Source organism: Saccharothrix sp. NRRL B-16314 (assembly GCF_000716595.1).
Classification (GTDB): domain Bacteria; phylum Actinomycetota; class Actinomycetes; order Mycobacteriales; family Pseudonocardiaceae; genus Actinosynnema.
In genome coordinates, this window is the sequence record NZ_JNXC01000034.1 from 1 (window position 1) to 19,719 (window position 19,719).

General features: G+C 70.7%; 23 protein-coding genes and 1 pseudogene. 13 read left to right on the forward strand and 11 right to left on the reverse strand.

The genetic code is table 11. The features are described 5' to 3' along the window. A pseudogene (locus OQ02_RS32655) lies at positions 1-267 on the forward strand (NDP-hexose 4-ketoreductase); the annotation flags it as partial. Positions 268-387: 120 nt separating this feature from the next. Here the strand turns inward: OQ02_RS32655 and pcp are convergent. Continuing rightward, positions 388-1,020: a pyroglutamyl-peptidase I gene (gene pcp / locus OQ02_RS32660; RefSeq protein WP_033442513.1), complete on the reverse strand. Its 633-nt coding sequence runs from the start codon at positions 1,018-1,020 to the stop codon at positions 388-390. A gap of 18 nt (positions 1,021-1,038) precedes the next feature. Between pcp and OQ02_RS32665 the strand changes: the two genes are divergently transcribed. Further along, the gene (locus tag OQ02_RS32665) at positions 1,039-2,010 is read left to right on the forward strand and encodes an endonuclease/exonuclease/phosphatase family protein (RefSeq protein ID WP_051773079.1); all 972 of its coding nucleotides are present in this window, start codon (positions 1,039-1,041) and stop codon (positions 2,008-2,010) included. Here OQ02_RS32665 and OQ02_RS32670 read toward each other — a convergent pair. Genes OQ02_RS32670 through OQ02_RS32680 form a run of 3 tightly spaced genes read right to left on the reverse strand, consistent with a single transcriptional unit; the run spans position 1,982 to position 4,601 of the window. Continuing rightward, positions 1,982-2,797, reverse strand: a complete 816-nt coding sequence (locus OQ02_RS32670; RefSeq protein WP_051773080.1) for an SIR2 family NAD-dependent protein deacylase — start codon at positions 2,795-2,797, stop codon at positions 1,982-1,984. The two genes, OQ02_RS32665 and OQ02_RS32670, sit on opposite strands and share 29 nt — an antisense overlap. After that, positions 2,790-3,101, reverse strand: a complete 312-nt coding sequence (locus OQ02_RS32675; RefSeq protein WP_033442514.1) for an antibiotic biosynthesis monooxygenase family protein — start codon at positions 3,099-3,101, stop codon at positions 2,790-2,792. Before OQ02_RS32675 ends, OQ02_RS32670 begins: the two co-directional genes overlap by 8 nt. Before the next feature lie 30 nt (positions 3,102-3,131). Continuing rightward, on the reverse strand, positions 3,132-4,601 hold the full coding sequence (locus tag OQ02_RS32680) for a M1 family metallopeptidase (RefSeq protein ID WP_033442515.1): 1,470 nt from the start codon (positions 4,599-4,601) through the stop codon (positions 3,132-3,134). 17 nt (positions 4,602-4,618) lie between these two features. Between OQ02_RS32680 and OQ02_RS32685 the strand changes: the two genes are divergently transcribed. Beyond that, positions 4,619-5,365, forward strand: coding sequence for an alpha/beta fold hydrolase (locus OQ02_RS32685; RefSeq protein WP_033442516.1), 747 nt, complete (start codon positions 4,619-4,621; stop codon positions 5,363-5,365). On the opposite strand, the gene OQ02_RS32690 is transcribed toward OQ02_RS32685, so the two are convergent. From OQ02_RS32690 to OQ02_RS32700, 3 genes are read right to left on the reverse strand one after another with little or no spacing between them, the layout of a single operon-like run. Next, positions 5,314-5,811, reverse strand: a complete 498-nt coding sequence (locus OQ02_RS32690; protein WP_033442517.1) for a 2'-5' RNA ligase family protein — start codon at positions 5,809-5,811, stop codon at positions 5,314-5,316. The two genes, OQ02_RS32685 and OQ02_RS32690, sit on opposite strands and share 52 nt — an antisense overlap. A 1-nt stretch (position 5,812) precedes the next feature. Next, positions 5,813-6,688: an A/G-specific adenine glycosylase gene (locus OQ02_RS32695; RefSeq protein WP_033442518.1), complete on the reverse strand. Its 876-nt coding sequence runs from the start codon at positions 6,686-6,688 to the stop codon at positions 5,813-5,815. Between the two features lie 33 nt (positions 6,689-6,721). After that, positions 6,722-7,213: a beta-class carbonic anhydrase gene (locus OQ02_RS32700; RefSeq protein WP_033442519.1), complete on the reverse strand. Its 492-nt coding sequence runs from the start codon at positions 7,211-7,213 to the stop codon at positions 6,722-6,724. A gap of 138 nt (positions 7,214-7,351) precedes the next feature. Between OQ02_RS32700 and OQ02_RS32705 the strand changes: the two genes are divergently transcribed. The 3 genes from OQ02_RS32705 to OQ02_RS32710 all read left to right on the forward strand — a co-directional run bounded on the left by OQ02_RS32705 (position 7,352) and on the right by OQ02_RS32710 (position 9,028). Beyond that, on the forward strand, positions 7,352-8,011 hold the full coding sequence (locus OQ02_RS32705; RefSeq protein ID WP_033442520.1) for a hypothetical protein: 660 nt from the start codon (positions 7,352-7,354) through the stop codon (positions 8,009-8,011). 128 nt (positions 8,012-8,139) lie between these two features. Further along, positions 8,140-8,277: a hypothetical protein gene (locus OQ02_RS44340; RefSeq protein ID WP_156077463.1), complete on the forward strand. Its 138-nt coding sequence runs from the start codon at positions 8,140-8,142 to the stop codon at positions 8,275-8,277. Between the two features lie 52 nt (positions 8,278-8,329). Continuing rightward, on the forward strand, positions 8,330-9,028 hold the full coding sequence (locus OQ02_RS32710) for an esterase/lipase family protein (RefSeq protein ID WP_081916114.1): 699 nt from the start codon (positions 8,330-8,332) through the stop codon (positions 9,026-9,028). Positions 9,029-9,199: 171 nt separating this feature from the next. Here the strand turns inward: OQ02_RS32710 and OQ02_RS32715 are convergent, their stop codons facing one another. Further along, entirely contained in the window at positions 9,200-10,303 is a 1,104-nt protein-coding gene (locus OQ02_RS32715; protein WP_081916104.1) for a LacI family DNA-binding transcriptional regulator, read from the reverse strand. 107 nt (positions 10,304-10,410) lie between these two features. Then, positions 10,411-11,460: a LacI family DNA-binding transcriptional regulator gene (locus tag OQ02_RS32720; RefSeq protein ID WP_033442522.1), complete on the reverse strand. Its 1,050-nt coding sequence runs from the start codon at positions 11,458-11,460 to the stop codon at positions 10,411-10,413. Positions 11,461-11,709: 249 nt separating this feature from the next. Between OQ02_RS32720 and OQ02_RS32725 the strand changes: the two genes are divergently transcribed. The 3 genes from OQ02_RS32725 (at position 11,710) to OQ02_RS32735 (ending at position 14,859) form a co-directional block, all read left to right on the forward strand. Next, positions 11,710-12,966 carry an extracellular solute-binding protein gene (locus tag OQ02_RS32725; protein ID WP_033442523.1) on the forward strand — a complete coding sequence of 419 codons (1,257 nt, stop codon included), beginning with the start codon at positions 11,710-11,712 and terminating at the stop codon, positions 12,964-12,966. A 64-nt stretch (positions 12,967-13,030) separates the two neighbouring features. Next, positions 13,031-13,951 (forward strand): carbohydrate ABC transporter permease, encoded by a 921-nt coding sequence (locus OQ02_RS32730; RefSeq protein ID WP_033442524.1) that lies wholly within the window; start codon positions 13,031-13,033, stop codon positions 13,949-13,951. Next, the gene (locus tag OQ02_RS32735; RefSeq protein ID WP_033442525.1) at positions 13,951-14,859 is read left to right on the forward strand and encodes a sugar ABC transporter permease; all 909 of its coding nucleotides are present in this window, start codon (positions 13,951-13,953) and stop codon (positions 14,857-14,859) included. Before OQ02_RS32730 ends, OQ02_RS32735 begins: the two co-directional genes overlap by 1 nt. A gap of 39 nt (positions 14,860-14,898) precedes the next feature. Here the strand turns inward: OQ02_RS32735 and OQ02_RS32740 are convergent, their stop codons facing one another. Then, the gene (locus OQ02_RS32740; protein WP_033442526.1) at positions 14,899-15,258 is read right to left on the reverse strand and encodes a type II toxin-antitoxin system VapC family toxin; all 360 of its coding nucleotides are present in this window, start codon (positions 15,256-15,258) and stop codon (positions 14,899-14,901) included. After that, positions 15,251-15,523, reverse strand: a complete 273-nt coding sequence (locus OQ02_RS32745; protein WP_033442527.1) for a hypothetical protein — start codon at positions 15,521-15,523, stop codon at positions 15,251-15,253. The genes OQ02_RS32740 and OQ02_RS32745 overlap by 8 nt, the downstream gene beginning before the upstream one ends. Before the next feature lie 216 nt (positions 15,524-15,739). On the opposite strand from OQ02_RS32745, the gene OQ02_RS32750 reads away from it, so the two are divergent. The 4 genes from OQ02_RS32750 to OQ02_RS32765 all read left to right on the forward strand — a co-directional run bounded on the left by OQ02_RS32750 (position 15,740) and on the right by OQ02_RS32765 (position 19,685). Then, on the forward strand, positions 15,740-16,840 hold the full coding sequence (locus OQ02_RS32750) for an ABC transporter ATP-binding protein (RefSeq protein WP_033442528.1): 1,101 nt from the start codon (positions 15,740-15,742) through the stop codon (positions 16,838-16,840). A gap of 186 nt (positions 16,841-17,026) precedes the next feature. After that, the gene (locus tag OQ02_RS32755; protein WP_033442529.1) at positions 17,027-18,022 is read left to right on the forward strand and encodes a metal ABC transporter solute-binding protein, Zn/Mn family; all 996 of its coding nucleotides are present in this window, start codon (positions 17,027-17,029) and stop codon (positions 18,020-18,022) included. Next, positions 18,019-18,855 carry a metal ABC transporter ATP-binding protein gene (locus OQ02_RS32760; RefSeq protein WP_033442530.1) on the forward strand — a complete coding sequence of 279 codons (837 nt, stop codon included), beginning with the start codon at positions 18,019-18,021 and terminating at the stop codon, positions 18,853-18,855. The genes OQ02_RS32755 and OQ02_RS32760 overlap by 4 nt, the downstream gene beginning before the upstream one ends. Beyond that, positions 18,855-19,685: a metal ABC transporter permease gene (locus OQ02_RS32765; RefSeq protein ID WP_033442531.1), complete on the forward strand. Its 831-nt coding sequence runs from the start codon at positions 18,855-18,857 to the stop codon at positions 19,683-19,685. The genes OQ02_RS32760 and OQ02_RS32765 overlap by 1 nt, the downstream gene beginning before the upstream one ends. Positions 19,686-19,719: the final 34 nt, after the last annotated feature.

Genomic DNA, 19,719 nt, shown 5'->3' on the forward strand with positions numbered 1-19,719 from the left:
GTGCTGGGTGCCCGGCCGCTGCGTCGCACGATCCAGCGCGAGATCGAGGACCAGCTGTCGGAGAAGATCCTGTTCGGCGAGATCACCGCCGGCCAGATCATCATCACCGACGTCGAGGGCTGGGACGGCGAGTCCGAGGCCGACGACAAGGCGCACTTCGTGTTCCGCGGTGAGCCGAAGCCGATGCGCGTTCCGGACGCCCCGCCGGTCGACCTCGCGTCGTCCGGTGGCGACTCCGGCGGTGAGTCGGACGTCGACGCCGGCTGACGCCGGACGTCACGGTGTGTCGAAGCGCCCCCCGGGAAAATCCCGGGGGGCGCTTCGCGTCGTGGGAAGGCTGTCGGCGCAGGCTGTCGGCGCAGGCTGTCAGCACAGCCTGCCTGGCCGTCAGTGCAGGGTGCCGGCGGTGGCGCGCAGGTCCGCGGACGTGCTCAGCGACGTCCGGATGATCAGGTCCAGCGCCCTGGCCGTGGTGGCGACGGGCAGGCTCGGGAGGTCGCGGCCCTCGGCCTGCGCCGGCGAGAGCGGCACGTGCACGAACCCCGCGCGCAGCCCGGGGTGTTCGGTGGCGACCAGGTGCATCAGGCCGTAGAAGACGTGGTTGCAGACGAACGTGCCCGCCGTGTGCGACACCGACGCCGGGATGTCCTCGGCCTGGACCGCCGCCACGCACGCCTTCACCGGGAGCCCGGTGAAGTAGGCCGCCGGTCCGCCCGGCACCACCGGTTCGTCGATGGGCTGCGCGCCCGCGTTGTCCGGGATGCGCGCGTCGTCCAGGTTCACCGCGACGCGTTCCGGCGTGACACCGGCCCGCCCACCCGCCTGCCCCGTGCTCACCACGAGGTCGTAGTGGCGGGCGGCGAGCGCGTCGCGCAGCACGGTGATCGAATCGCCGAACGCGCAGGGCAGGCGCAGCGTCGTCAACCGGTAGCCGGTCGGCTCCACCGCCACGGCCGCGTCCCACGAGGAATTGGTGTCCTCGCCGTCGAACGGGTCGAAGCCCGTCAGCAAAACGTCCACTCAGGCAGACTAGATGTCGTGGTCGACATCGAGGAACGCCGGACCAGGCGTGGGGGGACGACGTTCCTGCTGGTCGTGGCCGCCATCGCGTTCGTTCTCGCCGCGCTCACCCGGCTGCTCGGGATCGACGGCACCCGGTACATGCTCGCCACGACCGCTCTCACGCCCTATTTCACGGCCGCAGGTGTGGTGTTGGGCGCGTTCGCGCTGCTTTTAAGACGGTGGGCGGTCGGCACGGTCACGTTGCTGATCGCGGTGGTGCTGGTGGCGGCGGTCGCGCCGAGGGCGTTCCCGGACTCGCGGCCGGTCGGCGTCGGCCAGGAGGTCACGGTGATGGCGGCGAACCTGCTGGTCGGCCGGGCTGAGGCCGAGGCCGTGGTGGCGGCGGTCAGGGAGCACGACGTGGACGTGCTTGCCCTTCAGGAGCTGACGCCGGCCATGGTGCTCGACTTCGAGCGGGCCGGCCTCGCCCGGGTGCTCCCGTACCGGCACTTCCTGGACGAGCCGGGCGGCCTCGGTTCGGGCATCGCGTCCCGCTACCCGCTGTCACCCCGCACGCTCACGCCGCCCAGCACGTTGCGCCAGGCCGGTGCGCTGGTCGACCTGCCCGGCCAGGACTTCGAGGTCCTGTCCGTGCACCCGCTGCCGCCGGTGGTCGACGCCGGGCCGGAGAACTGGCAGCGCGACATGGCGGGCCTGCCCGAACGGGAGTTCTCCGGGCCGGTGCGGGTGCTGGCGGGCGACTTCAACGCCACCCTGGACCACGCAGCCCTGCGCCGGCTGCTGAACAGCGGTTACGTGGACGCCGCCGACGAGGTCGGCGCGGGCCTGACCCCGACGTGGCCGTCCGGCGCGCTGTGGCCGCCGCCGGTGGCGATCGACCACGTGCTGGTGGACGGCCGGTGCCCGGTGGACGCGTTCGCCGTGGTGGACATCCCCGGCTCGGACCACCGGGCCGTCGTCACCCGATTCGTCGTGCCAGCTCCGTGATCGCTTCCAGCGCGCCCATCGGCAGCGACACCCCGCGCCCGTGCCTGACCTCCGGCTCACGCGGGTTGATCCTGATCAGCGCACCCGAGGCGGCGCTCGCCAGCTCGGCCTGACGGCGCACGGTCGGCACCGCGAGCCCCGCACCGACCTCGATCACGGCGAGCTCGCGATGCGCGCGCCGCCACTCGACCAGCGCGTCCAACGCCTTCTGCGACGGACCGCCGATCCACGACCAGTCGCCGAACATGAGGATGTTCGGCCGCGCCAGGCCACCGCAGTTGCGGCACGTCGGCAGCGGTCCGGTCGCCCGCATGGACTCCGGGTCGACGTCCACCACCACGTCGTCGGCCGGCCACACGTCGTCCGTGCACGGTTCCACGCACTGGAGGTGGTGGATCGAGCCGTGCACCTCGGCCACGTCGGTGAACCCGGCCCGCTGGAACTGGCCGTCCACGTTCGACGTGAACACCCGCGCGCCCCACTCCCGGAGCACGCGGAACCCGTCGTGCGGCACGGTGCGCCGGTACAGGTCGAGCCGGTGCCCGTAGAAGCCCCACGCGAGCGTCGGGTCGTCCGCGAAGTGCACCGGGTCGGCCAACTCCTCGAACCGCAGCCCCAGTCGGACGTACGCCGGGTACGCCTGCCAGAAGCCGGTCGCGCCGCGGAAGTCGGGCAGGCCGGAGTCGACGCCCACCCCGGCGCCCGCGCACACCAGCAGCGCGCCGGCGCCCTTGATCAGCTCCGCCGCGCGGTCGAGCGCCTCGGTCGCCGTCGGCGGCTCAGTCACCCTTGGGCACGGAGCTGAGCACGACCTCGAACTCCAGCAGGTCCGAACCGGTGCCCACCGGCTTGGCCCGCTCGCCCGAGTGCGCGTCCTTGGCCCGGCCGCCCATCCAGTTCTGGAAGGCCTCCTCGGTCTCCCACTGAGTCACCACGAAGTACCGGTCGTCGCCCTTGACCGGCCGCAGGAGCTGGAAGCCGAGGAAACCGGGTTCGGAGTCGACCGCGCCGAGCCGCGCGGCGAACCGCTTCTCCAACTCGGGGCCGGAGCCGTCGGGCACGTGGATCGCATTGATCTTCACAACCGCCATGACCACGACGTTACCGCAGCACGCCCGCGTTCAACGGCGCAGCGAACCGGGGTACAGGTGTTCGTCGTCCGGGATGTCGTCACCGCGGAACCACGCGTCGAAGAACGCGTCCAGGTCCTGCCCCGACGCCCGTTCCACGTGCGCCTCGAACTCCGGCCACGACGCGTTGCCGCCCCGGTTCGCGGTCGTCCACTCCTTGACCGCCCGGTCGAACACGTCGTCGCCGATCCGGTGGCGCAACGCGTGCAGCGCGAGCTGGCCCTTGTCGTAGACGCCCTTGAACTCGTTGCCGCGGCCCATGTCGTAGAGCTTGCGGCCCCAGAACGAGTCGCGCGCCCTCTCGACCTGGGCGCGGTACCGGTCGTCGAGGTCGACGCCTTCCTTCGCCTCGTCCCACAGCCACTGGGCGTAGCTGGCGAAGCACTCGTTCAGGCAGATGTCGGCCCAGTTCTCCAGCGACACCGAGTCGCCGAACCACTGGTGCGCGTTCTCGTGCACCACGGTGTCCAGGTCGGCCCACCCGGCGTAGATGGGCCGGGTCTGGGTCTCCAGCGAGAACCCGATGTCGTCGGCCAGGAAGATCCCGCCCGCCGACTCGAACGGGTAAGGCCCGAACTTCTCGGCCAGGAACGCGAGCACCTCGGGCAGCCGTTCCTGGTGCCGGCGGCCGTCCTGCGCGCCCGGCGCGTAGGCGTCCACCACGGGCGTGCCGTCGGGCAGGGTCGACCGCTCGACCGTCCACTTGTCGATCGCGATCGTGGTCAGGTAGGTGGCCATCGGCTGCTCCGCGACCCAGCGGAACGACGTCCAGCCGTCCTCGGTGGTCGAGCCGTCCTCGACGCCGTTGGAGATCACCGACCAGCCCTCCGGCACGCGCGCGGTCAGCGTGAACGACGCCTTGTCGCGCGGGGTGTCGTTGGCCGGGAACCAGGTGGTCGCCGAGTGCGGCTCACCGGCCGCGAACGCGCCGCCGCTCGAGGAGACCTGCCACCCGCTGCGGCCGAGCGCCCGGTCCTGGAACACGGTCGGCTCGCCGCCGTACCGGACGGTCGTGGTGAACTGCTCGCCGGTGACCAGGGGCGATGCGGGCGTGATGACCAGCTCGTGGTCGCCCTCCTGGCGGTGCTCCGCCTGCTGCCCGCGCACGTCGACGCCCTCCACCACGAGCGTGTACAGGTCGAGGTTGAACCGGGTCAGGTCGGCGGTCGCCGTCGCGGTGATCTTCGCGACGCCGTCAAGCTGCCTGGTCGCCGGGTCGTAGGTGACCGACACGTCGTAGCCGCTGACGTCGTAGCCGGTGTTGCCGTCCTGCGGGTAGTACGCGTCGCCCGCGCCGTCGCCGCCCACGGCGTCCACCACCGGTGGGGTCGTGGACGCGTCGGGCGTGGACCGCGTCGCGTTCGGCTCCTCGCCCGGCAGCTGGGCCACCACGATCCCGGCCGCCACCAGCACCAAGATGAGGACGAGCAGGTACGGGCGCGCCTTGGGGCTGATGGCCATGCCGACATGATGCACGCATGAGCGTCACTGAGTTCGGGGGATCAGGGCAGGGCATCCTGCTGCTCCACGGCCTGATGAGCCGGGCCAGCACGTGGTGGTCGGTGGCCCAGTGGCTCAAGCCGTACGGCCGGGTGGTGGCGCCCGACGCGCGCGGGCACGGCCGCAACCCGGTGCGCGGGCCGTTCCGGACCGAGGACTTCGTCGCCGACGCGGCGGCCGTGATCGAGCGGCACGACCTGGCGCCCGCCGTGGTGATCGGGCACTCGATGGGCGGGCTGCACGCGTGGGCGCTCGCCGCGACCCGGCCGGACCTGGTGCGCGCCGTCGTGGTCGAGGACGTGGTGCCGGACAACCGCGGCGGCGCGGTCGACGACTGGAAGTGGTACTTCGACGCGTGGCCGGTGCCGTTCCAGTCCCTCGCGCACGTCCGGTCGGTCGTGGACGTGCCGCGGGTGGAGGAGATGTTCGAGGAGCGGGAGGACGGCTGGCACCTGATCGCGCACCTGCCCGACCTGTACGAGATCGCGTCCGAGTGGGGCGAGCGGGCCTACTGGGACCACGTGGACGCGGTCCGGTGCCCGATGCTGGTGGTCGAGGCCGGGAAGGGCGGGATGCGGGCCGGCCAGATGGCCGAGGTCGCGCGGCGCACCGGTGCGTCCTACCTGCTGGTGCCGGAGTCCGGGCACGTCGTGCACGACGAGGCGCCGGACGTCTACCGGGGTGCGGTGGAGGCGTTCCTGAGCGGGTCGATCCCGCCGGTCTGAGTGTCGACGATCGCCATCTCGCGGGCCTTCGCGCGGACCGGGGTGATCGGGTGCAGCTCCGCGAAAGCCGCCTTCACGTCGGTGTCCTCGCCGTCGAGGAGCGTGCAGTGCGGCACCCAGTTGCCCGGCAGGTGCCGGCTGTCGGGGTGCTTCACCCGGCCCGCGAGGATGTCGTGCACGGCCGAGTGCACGGCCAGCAGCTCGCTGTCCACGACCGCGCCGAGCTGGAGCGCGGTCCCGGTGGCGCTGAGCGTGTGCAGCCAGACGTCGGGCAGCCACAGCCGGGACAGGTCCTCGCGCAGCTCGGCCCGGACCTTGGGCCCGATCGTGCCCGCCGCCGCGTACGTCAGGTGCGGCGGCAGCTCGGACTTCGCGCCGATCCGCCGCCGCAGGGTGCGCACGGCGTTGTCCGCCTCGGCGTCGAAGAACACCACGAGCGCGTGCACGTCAGTGCTCGCCGGGCAGCGCGAACAGGCCTTCGCGGGTCTGCTCGACCAGGCCGTCGGTGAGCAGCGAGTGCAGGCACCGGTCCCGCTGGCCCGCGTCCGACCAGACGACGTCCAGCCGGGCCTTCGCCACCGGTTCGGCGGTGCCGCGCAGCACGTCCAGGAGCAGGCCGCGCACCTGCCGGTCGGTGCCCGCGAACTTCTGCACGGCCTTCGCCGGGCCGTCGTACGCGGGACGGCCGTTGAGCTGCCACGAGCACGCCTCGAACACCGGGCAGTCGGCGCACTTCGGCGCGCGGGCCGTGCAGACGAGCGCGCCCAGCTCCATCAGCGCGGCGGAGTAGACGGCGGCTCGTCGGTCGTCCTCGGGCAGGAGGGCTTCGACGTCCTTCATGTCCTTGGTGGTGGACGGTGGGCCGGCGTCACCCGCGCCGTGCACGGCCCGTGCCACGACGCGCCGGACGTTCGTGTCGACCACGGGGCACTTCTGCCCGTACGCGAACGCCGCGACCGCCCGTGCCGTGTAGGCGCCGATGCCGGGCAGGGCCAGCAACGTGTCCACGTCGCGGGGGACGACGTCCCCGTGCTCCTTGGCGATGGCCTGGGCGGCGGCGTGCAGGCGCAGCGCGCGGCGCGGGTAGCCGAGCTTGCCCCAGGCGCGGACGACATCGCCCTGGCTCGCCTTCGCCATCGCGGACGGGGTGGGCCACCGGGCCAGCCACTCGTGCCAGATCGGCTCGACGCGGGCGACCGGCGTCTGCTGCAGCATGATCTCGCTGACCAGCACGCCCCAGGCCGTGCACTCCGGCCGTCGCCAGGGCAGGTCGCGGGCGGTGTCGGCGAACCAGTCGAGGAGGAGCTCGGCATCCAGGCTCATAGCGCCGCACAGTCTTCCACGACGGGTCGTGCGTCAGACGACCTCGGTCAGCTCACCCGTGTGCACGTCGTAGACGAAACCGCGCACGTTGTCCCGGTGCGGCACGAAGGGGCTGTGGCGCACCCGGTTCACCGAGCCGCGGACGCTGTCCTTGACCTCGCGGAACGCCTCGACCGACCAGGTCGGGCGCATGCCGGAGTCCTGCTCCAGCTCGTCCTTGAAGTCGTCTTCGGTGACCAGTTCGAGGCCGCAGTTCGTGTGGTGCACGAGCAGCACCTCGCGGGTGCCGAGCTTGCGCTGGCTGAGCGCCAGGGACCGGATCATGTCGTCGGTGACGACGCCGCCCGCGTTCCGGAGCACGTGCGCCTCACCCTGCTTGAGCCCGAAGATCTCGAACACCCGGATGCGGGAGTCCATGCAGGTCAGGATGGCGACCTGCATCGAGGGGCGGGGTGAGGAACGGTCACCGGGGACGATGTTGCCCAGTTCGGCGTTGCGGCGGAGCAGTTCGTCGATCGCGGTCATCGCGCACCTCCTGTGTTCCCCAGGATTGGAACCCGTGTCCCGTATGGCGGGCAAGAGATCCGGGTGAGGATCACGTTCACCGCATCGGGGGACCGATGCCTCCCCGACGATCCCGGGTGGTCCGGCTACCTTCGGCGTGTGATCGAGCGCACAGGCCCGAAGTCGCCGTCGGTGTACTGGCGGCGCCGTGCCCTGGCCGTGGGCGGTTCGGTGATCGCGCTGGTCCTGGTGGTCTGGCTAATGGGCGCCCTGATCGGCCCGGACGACCCGACCCCGATCGCACCCCGGGGCGCGACCTCCTCCAGCCCGCCCCCGCCGCGCGAGACGCCGGTGAAGTCGTCGTCCAGCTCCCCTTCGCCCCCACCACCCGCCGCCGCGCCTGCTCCGACGCTGCCACCCGGCCCGCCGCCGCCGTGCGAGGACGCGCAGGTGGCCGTGGTGGCGGAGGTCGAGAAGCCCGCGTACGCGGTGGGGGAGCAGGTGGGCATGAAGATCGTCGTGTCGAACGCCGGGCCGTTGCCGTGCACGAAGGAGATCGGCCGGCACGTGCGCGAACTGGTCGTGACCACGGCGGACGGCGTGACGAGGCTGTGGTCCAGCAACGACTGCTTCGCCACGGCCGGCTCGGAAGTCCGCGTGATGCGCCCCGGCGAGCTGTTCACCTACGGCCTGCGCTGGGTGGGCAGCACCTCGGAACCGGGCTGCCGCAAGCACACCCGACTGGGCCCCGGCGACTACCTGCTCACGGCCCGCGTAGCCGGCAAACCAAGCCCCCCGGTCGTCTTCCGACTCACCTGAGCCGGGTGTCCCGACGCGGCAGGCGGTTGTCGACACCTGCGTCGACGACGCTTCCGCGCGCGGCCTGAACCTCCACGGGCACTGAACCTCCACGGCACAGCCCTGCCAGGGGTGGACCGTGGTGCGTTGTGAGTCGCCGTGGCTGGTGCCCGGGTCGTCCGGTGTTCGCGGGCGTGCACAGCGTCGACACGGCTCAGGACGGCGACCGCGGTGACGGCGCCATCGACGGTGTGTTCCACATCACCCATCCGGAGATCGGGATGTGACCTATCTTACTCTCTAGTTACCTGCCGGTAACATCGTTGAACAGGAGCGATGATGACCGTCCCCCCTGAACGCGCCCGCACCCCCCGCGCCCGGCTGACTGCCCTCGCCACGAGCGTCCTCGTCGCAGTCGTCACCGTCCTCGTCGGCTCCGCTGCCCCCGCCCGGGCCGCCTCGCACAATCCGGTGATCTTCGTCCACGGTTTCAAGGGCGAGATCAAGACCGACTGGAGCGTCCTGACGGAGGAATTCCGCAAGGTGGGCGTCACGTCGCTGTGGGAGTTCACCTACTACTCGCCCCAGTCGAACAGGACCACCGCGCAGGAACTCGCGACCGCCATCGACTCGGTGCGAGCCAGGACCGGCGCGGCGCAGGTCGACATCGTCACCCACTCCATGGGTGGGCTCAACAGCCGCTGGTACCTCAAGTTCCTCGGAGGGGCCGCCAAGGTCGACGCCTGGGTCTCGCTCGGCGGTCCGAACCACGGCACCGGCTGGGCGTACGCCTGCTGGTACCAGGCTTGTCACGACATGCGGCCCGGCTCCGACTTCCTCACCACGCTGAACGCCGGGGACGAGACGCCGGGCTCCGTCCGGTACGGCACCTGGTGGTCGCCCTGCGACGGGATCATCAACCCCGACGGCAGCGTGATTTTGAGCGGCGCGACCAACACCCGCACCGGTTGCATCGGGCACAACAGCATCCCCACCAACGGCGCCGTCGCGAGCCAGGTGGTCGCCTTCGCCACGTGAGGTCGCGCCCGTGTTCTCGTCAGTCGGCCCCCGGAGGCGTCGAGTGACAGGAGCCGGTCGGTCGCGGGACGGCTGACCGGATCGGGCCTTTGAGCGACCCGGCGGGGACCCCCTGGAGTGGGGATCCCCGCCGGTTGTCCGAGAATCGTGCCGGTCAGGCCGGCGGGTGCGTCACGGGCCGAACCAGCGCTCCTCCGCGGTGCCCCGTGGTGAGGCGGCGGTGGAGCCGAGGACCAGTTCGGTGGACAGGGTCACGGCTCTGGGACGGGTGCGCTCGGCCGAGTCGAGCAGCAGCTTGCCCGCCGCGCGCCCCTTTTCCATCACCGGCTGCCGCACCGTCGTCAGGCCGGCCTGCTCCGCTTCACGGATGCCGTCGAACCCGGTGACGGTGATGTCCGCGGGCACTCGCATGCCACGCCGCCGCACTTCGCCCAAAGCGCCGAGAGCCAGTATGTCCGACGTGCAGATCAGCGCCGTGATCTGCGGGTCGCGCTCCAGCACCTGCGCCGCCGCCGCCGCGCCGGACGCGATGGTGTGGTCGAACCGCTCCGCCACCGGCACCGTCGCCCAGTCCACGCCGACCGACGCGAACGCCTGCGCCAGACCGGCCAGCCGGGCCCGCTGCACGTGGAAGTGCGCGGCCTGCTGCCGCTCCGGCGTCACGAAGTCGTCGTTCCGGTCCCGCGCCAGCCGCATGCACACCACGCCGACCCGCCGGTGCCCCAGCGAGATCAGGTGCTGCGCCAGCGCGTGCATGGCCGCCTGGTCGTCGATGCCGACGCGGTCGACGTTGCCGAGGTCGGGCTGGTCGCACAGCACGGTCGGCACCGGCCGCTCCAGCACGGCCGCCAGGTGCGGGTCGTCGTCGGGCACCGAATACACCACGAACCCGTCCACCCCCGCCCGGTGCACGGCCGCCACGTCCTCGCGCTCGGGGTTCGCCGGCACGAGCAGCAGCCCGGTCCCGGCGTCCTCGCACGCGAGCGCCAACCCCTCCAGGAACCCGATCGCCGCCGGGTCGCGGAACGCGTAGGACAGGTTCTCGGTGAGCAGCAGGCCCACCGCACCGGCCTTCCGGGTCCGCAGGGAACGGGCCACCGGGTCGGGCCCCGGGTACCCGAGTCGTCTTGCTGTCTCCAACACCCGGCGTCGCAGCTCTGGCGAGAGCTGGTCGGGACGGTTGTACGCGTTGGACACCGTTGTCCGGGAAACACCCAGCTCCGCCGCCAGTGAGGCGAGCGTCGCGGGGCGTCGCACATGCATCGACCGCGCCATGAAGTGACCGTAACGGTTCAGAACCACTTACAGAAGTGGGGGTGACGGGCGTCCCTCGAATTCACCATCAGCCCAGCTAGGGTGCCATTACCTCACGGTACAGTGGTCTAAACCAATGAGGGTGTCGCGGAAGACTCGCGCACCACCAGCCGCGGTCGGAAAACACGCGTGTAATTACCCGCCGGACGCCGGCGCCGATCCGGGTCGAGCCGGTGCACCAACTCGTCCACGGCCGCCGCCGCCATTTCCTCGATCGGCTGCGCCAGCGTGGTCAGCGAAGGCGAGCAGTACGACGCCAACGGGATGTCGTCGAACCCCACCACGGACAGGTCGCCGGGCACGGACAGCCCGCGCCGGTGCGCCTCCCGCAGCACGCCGATCGCCATGTGGTCGGACGAGCAGATCACCGCCGTCGGCCGCACGGTGTCCAACAACGTCGACACCGCCTCCGCGCCGCCCTCCGGCCCGAACGGGCCGTGCGCCACGTAGTCGGACGACGCCGGCAGCCCGTCCTCCTCCAACGCCGCCGCCCACCCGGCCCGCTTGAGCCGCGACGGCAACGCCCGGCCCGGCCCCGACACGAACCCGATCCGCCGGTGCCCCAGCTCCACCAGGTGCCTGGTCGCCGCGTACCCCGCGTGCTGCTCGTCCACGGTCACGTCCGGCACGTCCAGCGACGGCGTCGCCCCGTTGACGAACACCATGTGCACACCGTCCGCCAGCAGCTTCGCGTAGTACGACGGCCGCGGCGCCTGGCCGAGCGGCACCTCGACGTTCGTGATCTCCGGTGACACGAACACCATGCCCTCGACGCCCCGCGCGAGGAGCATCCGCACGTACTCCTCCTCGCCCATCGCCCCCGCGCCCGTGGCCCGCGTGTTGCACAGCAGCGACGAGTACCCCAGCCGGGCGGCGCGCACCTCCAGCGCCTCGGCGAACGCCGGGAACACCGGGTTGGACAGTTCCGGCACGAGCAGCCCGATCACGCCGGTCCGCTGGAGCGCGCCGAGCCCCCGCGGCGTGTAAGGCATTTCCGCAAGCACCGCGAGCACCCGCTGGCGCGTCTCGTCGTTGACGCCGGCCCGGCGGTTGAGCACTCGGCTGACCGTGGAGATGCTCACCCCGGCTGCCCTGGCGATCTCGGACAGACCGGACACCGTGCCTCCTCGCGTGTACGTCGGCGTACCGATCATCGGACCCCGGGTGACGTGCAGCCTGCCGCCAGCGGCAAATTTTTGCAACGCCTGCCTGCGTTTCCGTGGGGAGGCCGGGGCCGTTACGGCTTGGTTACGTGCGAACCCTTGACCCGGCCCTGGTCGGCGGGATGAAATCCGCGTCAACAATTTCGCAAGTTCTTGCAAGAGCCTTCATCACGGTGAGGGCCCGCAGGAGGGACGACAGCAACGATGCGACGTACCACCCTCGTGACCGCAGTGGCGGCAGCCGGCGCCCTCGTCCTCACCGCGTGCGGTGGTGGCGACGGCGGATCGGCGTCCGGCGACTCCGGCGAGATCACCTTCTGGGACACCAGCGGCCCGAACGAGAGCCCGGTGTTCACCAAGATCGCGCAGGACTGCGCGACCAAGGGCGGCTACAAGGTCAAGACCGAGACGGTCGCCTTCGACCAGGCCCTGAACAACTACCGCACCGCGGCGCAGGGCGGTCAGGGGCCGGACGTGTTCCGCGCCGAGGTCGCCTGGGTGCCCCAGCTGGCCAAGCTCGGCTACGTGGTCGACCTGACCGGCACGGAGCTGGCCACCGACACGGCCGACTTCCTGGAGACGCCGCTCGGCTCGACCAAGTTCGACGGCAAGTCCTACGGCGTCCCCCAGGTCACCGACTCGCTGGCGCTGTTCTACAACAAGAAGCTGCTGGCCGACGCCGGCGTCACGCCGCCGAAGACGTGGGAAGAGCTGAAGACCGCCGCGGCCAAGCTCGGCGGCGAGAAGGCGATCTTCATCAACAACGACGCGTACTACGCGCTGCCGTTCATCTACGGCGGTGGCGGCGACCTGGTCGACGCGGACGCGAAGAAGATCGTGGTCAACTCGGCGGAGAACGTGAAGGCGCTGGAGACCGCCAAGGGCCTGCTGGACGCCAAGGCCGCGTCCACCGCGCTCGACCCGGCGAACTCCTACAACAACATGCAGGCCGCGTTCACCTCCGGCGAGGTCGCCATGGTGATCAACGGCCCGTGGTCGGTGGCCGACTACCTCAAGGGCACCGCGTTCACCGACGCCGCCAACCTCGGCATCGCCCCCGTCCCCGGTGACACCGCGGGCAAGGGCTCCGCGCCCGTCGGCGGCCACGACTACGTGATCCGGCAGGGCACCAAGGCCAAGGACTCGTCGATCAAGTTCATCGCCTGCATGAGCAGCGTCGAGTCGCAGGTCCAGGTCGCCAAGGAGCTGGGCCTGCTGCCCACCCGCAAGTCCGCCTACGAGAACGCGGACGTGAAGGCCAACGCGGTCGTGTCGGCGTTCGAGCCGGTCGTCACCGCCGCCCACCCCCGCGCGTGGATCCCCGAGGGCGGGCAGCTGTTCGACCCGCTGAAGATCGCCTACGCGGACGTGCTGGCGGGCAAGAAGGACGCCAAGACGGCGCTGGACGAGGTCGCCAAGGCCTACAAGGACACCGTCGTCCCCGAGTACACGGTCGGCTGACCGACCCTCGCGGCGCCCGGCTCGCACTGAGCCGGGCGCCGCGGGCCAGCGAAGGGAGACTTCGGTGCGCAGGTTCCTGGACCGGCACTGGTACGCGTACGCGATGGTGCTGCCGGTCGTGGTGGTCATCGCGGTGCTGGTGCTGTTCCCGCTCGCCCAGGGCGTGTTCTTCACCTTCACCGACATCAACGAAGGCAACATCGCCAACCCGATCCTCGACCGGCCGGCGTCCTACGTCTCCGTTGGCCTCGACAACTACTTGAACATCCTGTCCGGCGACGCGAGCTACGGCGCGTTCTGGTCGACGCTCGTGCGCACGCTGATCTGGACGTTCGGCTGCGTGTTCTTCCACTACACGATCGGCCTCGGCCTGGCCCTGCTGCTCAACCGCGAGGTGCGCGGCCGGGCGGTCTACCGGGTGCTGCTGGTCCTGCCGTGGGCGGTGCCCGCGTTCATCAGCGCGTTCGCGTGGAAGTACATGTTCAACGCGCAGTACGGGATCATCAACCAGTTCCTGCGCTTCCTCGGGCTGGACGACCCGCCGGTGTGGCTGGGCCAGTCCGACTGGGCGCTGGTCGCGGTGATCATCGTGAACGTGTGGCTGGGCGTGCCGTTCATGATGGTGGCGCTGCTGGGCGGGCTCCAGTCGATCCCCGGCGACCTCTACGAGGCGGCCGAGGTGGACGGCGCGACGCCGTGGCAGCGGTTCCGGAACGTGACGCTGCCCGGGTTGAGGTCGGTGTCCAGCACGGTGGTGCTGCTCGGCATCATCTGGACGTTCAACATGTTCGCGATCATCTACCTGATCACCGGGCCGAACCCGAACACCCGGATCCTGGTGACGTACGCGTTCGAGCGGTTCTTCTCCGGGGCGTCCCGGGACTTCGCGGTGGCGTCGACCTACGGCGTGCTGATCCTGTCCGTGCTGCTCGTGTTCGCGGGCGTGTACCGGCGCGCGCTGCGCAAGCAAGGCGAGGTGTGGTGATGACGGTCGAAGCGGCTTCGGTGAAGGTCGTCCGGCCCGGGGTGGTCGCGCGGCGCCCCGACCGGAAGCGTTCGGAACGGTCCCGACTGGCGAGCGTCGGCCTGCACGGGGCGCTCGTCGTGGCGTCGCTGGTCGCGGTGTTCCCGGTGTTCTGGGTGCTCGTGACGTCGTTCAAGCCGGACGCGAAGGCCGTGGAGACCACGCCGAAGCTGGTGAACGACTCCAGCCTGGACAACTACGCGCGGATCCTCGCCGGCGAGAAGGGCGACTTCCTGGCGTGGTTCGGCAACTCGGTGCTGATCGCGTTGATGACGACGGTGCTGGCGGTGTTCCTGTCGGCGACGACGGGGTACGCGGCGTCGCGGTTCCGGTTCCCGGGCAAGCGGTCGCTGATGCTGTCGTTCCTGGTCGTGCAGATGTTCCCGTTCGCGGTGCTGATCGTGCCGCTGTACAACATCCTGCTGCTGCTGGGGCTGCAAGGCACGTCGATGGGCCTGGTGCTGGTCTACTGCACGACCGCCGTGCCGTTCTGCACGTACATGCTGAAGGGTTACTTCGACACGATCCCGAACGACATCGACGAGGCCGGGCGGGTCGACGGCTTGTCGCCGTTCGGCGTGTTCTGGCGGCTCGTGCTGCCCCTGGCCCGGCCGGGCCTCGCCGTGACCGCGTTCTACGCGTTCCTCACGGCGTGGGGCGAGGTGGCGTTCGCGTCGGCGTTCCTGTCGGCGGCGGACGAGTCGAAGACGCTGGCGGTCGGCCTGCAGGTGTTCGTGCAGCAGAACCGGACCGAGTGGGGTCACCTGGCGGCGGCGTCGATCCTGGTCGCGATCCCGGCGATCATCGTGTTCTACCTGGTGCAGCGGTTCCTGGTGACGGGCCTGTCGTCCGGTGCCGTGAAGGGCTGAGCGGTTCGGAGGCCTCCGCCCGGCGCGGGGGCCTCCGCCTCAGACTTCGATGACCTCGACCAGCGACTCCAAGCCCACGAAGTCCTTGGCGTTGCGGGTGTAGAGCGGCAGGTCGTGGCACGAGGCGGTGGCCGCGACCATCAGCCCGACCATGCTGCCGTACCGCGCGGCCACGCGTCGGTCGAAGGGCAGCGGTTCGAAGTCCACGATCGCGACACCCAGCCGCTTGGTGCGCACATCGCGGGTTGTCGCGTCCTTCGCCGGCGTAATTCCCTTGTACAACTCCGCCATGGTGACGGCCGTCAGCTCGGAGACCTCCGGCAGGAGCCACGGGTCCAGCAGGTCGAGGTCGATGTACGTGGAAGTGTCCAGGACGCCGAAGGTGTGGCGATCAGCCACGGCTGCGCTCCCACGGGTCGTCATCGATGCGATCGATCCCGAAGAACTCGTCCGCTTCCGCGCGCATCTGCGCGTAGTCGACCCTCGGCAAGGGCTTGAGCCGCTCGATGACCTCCTCCGTGTTCAGGCGCTGCCTGTGCATCGGTGGGCGCAGTTCGGCGACCTCGGCGCCGTCGCGCACGACGTGGTACGCCTCGCCGGCTTCGACGGCTTCGATGACTTCTGTGGGGTTCTTGGCGAACTCCCACTGACTGATGACCTTCACGCCGGCAACGCTAGCGACCGCGTGCGGCACGCGTCCAGGAGTGATACCGCTGGTCAAACGCCTGCCAGGGGAGACCCGGTCGGGTGACGGACGCCCCCTGCGGGGCGGTCCCGGGCCTCGGCTGAACCGATCCGGAATTAGACCAATCCACCGGTTCCCGTAAGCGCTTGCAATCCCTAACGTTGCCGCAAAGCTTGGTAGTGAAAGGTGCGTGGCATGGCAGAGGTCGCTTACCTCAAGGCTTCGCGGATCTTCTCCGGCAACCCGCCGGTCCGCGCGGTCGACGAGTTGTCGTTGGACGTCACCGACGGCGAGTTCCTGGTTCTGGTCGGTCCGTCCGGCTCCGGCAAGTCGACCGCGCTGCGCATGCTCGCGGGCCTGGAGGACGTGGACGAGGGCGCCATCCACATCGGTGGCAAGGACGTCACCAACGTCCCGCCCAAGGGCCGTGACATCGCGATGGTGTTCCAGTCCTACGCGCTGTACCCGCACATGACGGTCGCGGAGAACATGGGCTTCGCGCTCAAGCTGCGCGGCGTCAGCAAGGTCGAGATCAAGGAGAAGGTCGCCGAGGCGGCCAAGATGCTCGACCTGACCAAGTACCTGGACCGCAAGCCGAAGGCGCTGTCCGGCGGTCAGCGCCAGCGCGTCGCGATGGGCCGCGCGATCGTCCGCGAGCCCTCCGTGTTCCTCATGGACGAGCCGCTGTCCAACCTGGACGCGAAGCTCCGCGTGGAGACCCGCGCGAACATCGCGGCCCTGCAGGCCCGGCTCGGCACCACCACGATCTACGTCACGCACGACCAGGTCGAGGCCATGACCATGGGCCACCGGGTCGCCGTGCTCAAGGACGGCCTGCTCCAGCAGTGCGACACCCCGCGCGCGCTGTACGACAAGCCGGCCAACGCGTTCGTCGCCGGGTTCATGGGCTCGCCCGCGATGAACCTGAAGACCGTGCCGCTGACCTCCGAGGGTGCGAAGCTCGACGGCATCGTGGTGCCGCTGGAGCGCCGCATGATGGACAAGGCCGCCGGTGAGGGCCTGTCCGAGGTCACGTTCGGCATCCGCCCCGAGTCGCTGGCGCTGGTCGGCTCCTCGGAGCAGGGCATGGACATGACCGTCGAGCTGGTCGAGGAGCTGGGCGCGGACGCGCTCATGCACGGCTCGGTCCGCATCGGCAACGTGCCCGAGCGGTTCGTGGTCCGCGTGGACGGCCGCACGCCGCCCACCCTGGGCCAGACCGTCAAGGTCGCCGTCCGCGACGCCGGCGAGGTCCACCTGTTCCACCCGGAGTCGGGCCACCGGCTGACGGACTGACGTCCGAGACGCACACCACAGGGGCCACCTCCGTCCAGGCGTGGGGTGGCCCCTGTGGCGTGTCCGCGGCCCGCCCTGTGGTGTGCGGAACACCCGGTCGGTGGACATAGCGGTGGCGGAGCGTTCTAAACTGAACTCGACAACGGTTTCCATTGCCTATCTGTCCGCCTGTCGAGGAGTGCTCTGATGACTGTCCGCAACGCGTTGCTCGGCGCGGTGGCCGCCGCGACCGCCGTCGCCCTGACCGCCTGCGGCGTCCAGGACACCCCCGCCCAGGACAACGGCAAGATCAAGGTCGTCGCCTCCACCAACGTGTGGGGCAGCGTGGTCAAGGCCGTCGGCGGTGACGACGTCGAGGTCAGCGCGATCATCGACGACCCGTCCGGCGACCCGCACTCCTACGAGAGCAAGCCCGCCGACCTGGCCGCCGTGCGCGACGCCCGGCTCGTCATCTTCAACGGCGGCGGCTACGACGACTTCTTCGCCAAGCTCCTCGGCCCCGACACGGAGTCCGCCAAGAAGATCGAGGCGTTCCCGCTGTCCGGTAAGGCCGACGGGCACGACGAGCCCGAGCCCGAGACCTCGGCCGGGCCCGAGACGTCCGCCGAGCCCGGGACCGGCGAGGAAGGCCACGAAGAGGGCCACGAGGAAGGCCACGACCACGCCGTCAACGAGCACGTCTGGTACGACTTCGCGACCGTCCGCCTGGTCGCCGACCAGGCCGCCGCCGACCTCGGCGCGATCGACCCGGCCAAGAAGGCCGTGTTCGAGGCCAACGCCAAGGACTTCACCACGAAGCTGACCGAGCTGGAGCAGCGCGTCGAGGGCAAGGGCGCGGGCAAGAAGGTCATCGCGACCGAGGCCGTCGCCCACTACCTGCTCGACACCGCGGGCGTCGAGGACGTCACGCCCGAGTCGTTCAGCGAGGCCGTGGAGAACGAAGCGGACATCCCCGCCGCCGCCCTCGCCGACGTGACCCGGCTGATCGAGCAGAAGCAGGTCGTCGCGCTGGTCAACAACGCCCAGACCGAGAACGCCGCCACCCGTCAGGTCGTCGACAAGGCCAAGGGCGCGGGCGTGCCGGTCACCGAGGTGACCGAGACGCTGCCCGAGGGCGCCACGGGTTACCTTGACTGGATGACGAAGCAGGTCGACTCGCTGGTGGGGGCGCTCGGCGCATGAGAGTTCCGGGCACGACAGCTCAGGTGACGGACCGGTCGACGCGCGCCGCGATCGCCTTGCGCGGCGCGCGCCTGTCCTACGGCGACCGGGTGCTGTGGGACGGGCTGGACCTGGACGTCGCCCCGGGCGAGTTCGTGGCCGTCCTCGGACCGAACGGCTCGGGCAAGACCAGCCTCATGCGGGTGCTGCTCGGCCTCCAGCCGCTGTCCGCCGGCACCGTGGACGTCGCGGGCGGCAACCGGCGCATCGGCTACATCCCGCAGCAGCGGGCGATCGACGTCAGCCTCACCCTGCGCGGCCGTGACCTCGTCGGCTTCGGCCTGGACGGGCACCGCTGGGGCCTCGGCTGGCGCAACCGGCGGGAACGCCGGGACAGGGTGGACGCGGCGCTGGAGTCCGTCGGCGCGACGAAGTACGCCGACGAGCCGATCGGCCTGCTCTCCGGCGGCGAGCAGCAGCGGCTGCGGGTGGCGCAGGCCCTGGTCGGCGACCCCGAGGTGCTGCTCTGCGACGAGCCGCTGCTCTCGCTCGACCTCGCCAACCAGCGCGTGGTCAGCGACCTGATCGACGCCCGTCGCCGCACCGCCGGCACGGCCGTCCTGTTCGTCACGCACGAGATCAACCCGATCCTGCCGCTGGTCGACCGGGTGCTGTACCTGGTCGAGGGCCGGTTCCGGATCGGCACGCCCGCCGAGGTGATGACCTCGCGGACGCTGACCGAGCTCTACCGCACGAACGTCGAGGTGGTCCGGGTGCGCGACCAGATCCACGTGGTCGGCGCGCAGCACGTGTGCGAGGACGAGCCGCACCACATCACGAACGAGGCCGTCTGATGGAGCACTTCCTGGACCTGGACATCACCCTGGACGTGCTGAGCTACGTCCAGCCGATGCTCGTCGCGGGCGCCGTGCTCGGGCTGCTCGGCGGTCTGCTCGGCCCGCTCATCGTCACCCGCAAGATGGCGTTCGCCGTGCACGGCACGAGCGAGCTGGCGTTCACCGGCGCCGCGGCGGCCCTGCTGGTCGGCGTCGGCGTCGGGTACGGCGCGCTGGCCGGTTCGGTCATCGCCGCGCTGCTGCTGGGGCTGCTGAGCACCCGCAACTCGGACCGCGACTCGGTGATCGGCGCGATCCTGGCGTTCGGCCTCGGCCTCGGCGTGCTGTTCCTGGCCCTGTACGAGGGGCGCGCGGTGAACAAGTTCGGCCTGCTGGTGGGGCAGGTGGTGAGCGTCGGGTCGGCGGACCTGTGGCTGCTGGTCGGCTCGTCGGTGGCCGTGCTGGTGGTGCTGGCGTTCATCTACCGGCCGCTGCACTTCGCCAGCGTGGACGCGGCCGTGGCCGTGGCGCGCGGTGTGCCGGTGCGCACGCTGTCGGTCGTGTTCGCGGTGCTGGTGGGCGTGGCTGTGGCGTTGAGCGTGCAGCTCGTCGGAGCCCTGCTCGTGCTGTCGCTGATGATCACGCCCGCCGCCGCGGCGACCCGCGTCACCGCGAGCCCGCTGCGCGCCACCCTCCTGGCCGTCGTGTTCGCGGAGGTGTCCGTGCTCGGCGGGATGGTGCTGTCCCTCGCGCCGGGCCTGCCGGTGAGCGCGTTCGTCACCGCGGTGTCGTTCCTGATCTACCTGGTCTGCCGGCTGACGAGCGGCAAGCGGGAAAGAGTGCAATAACACGTTTGGCGTGGACCGGGAGCGGGTAAGCGGC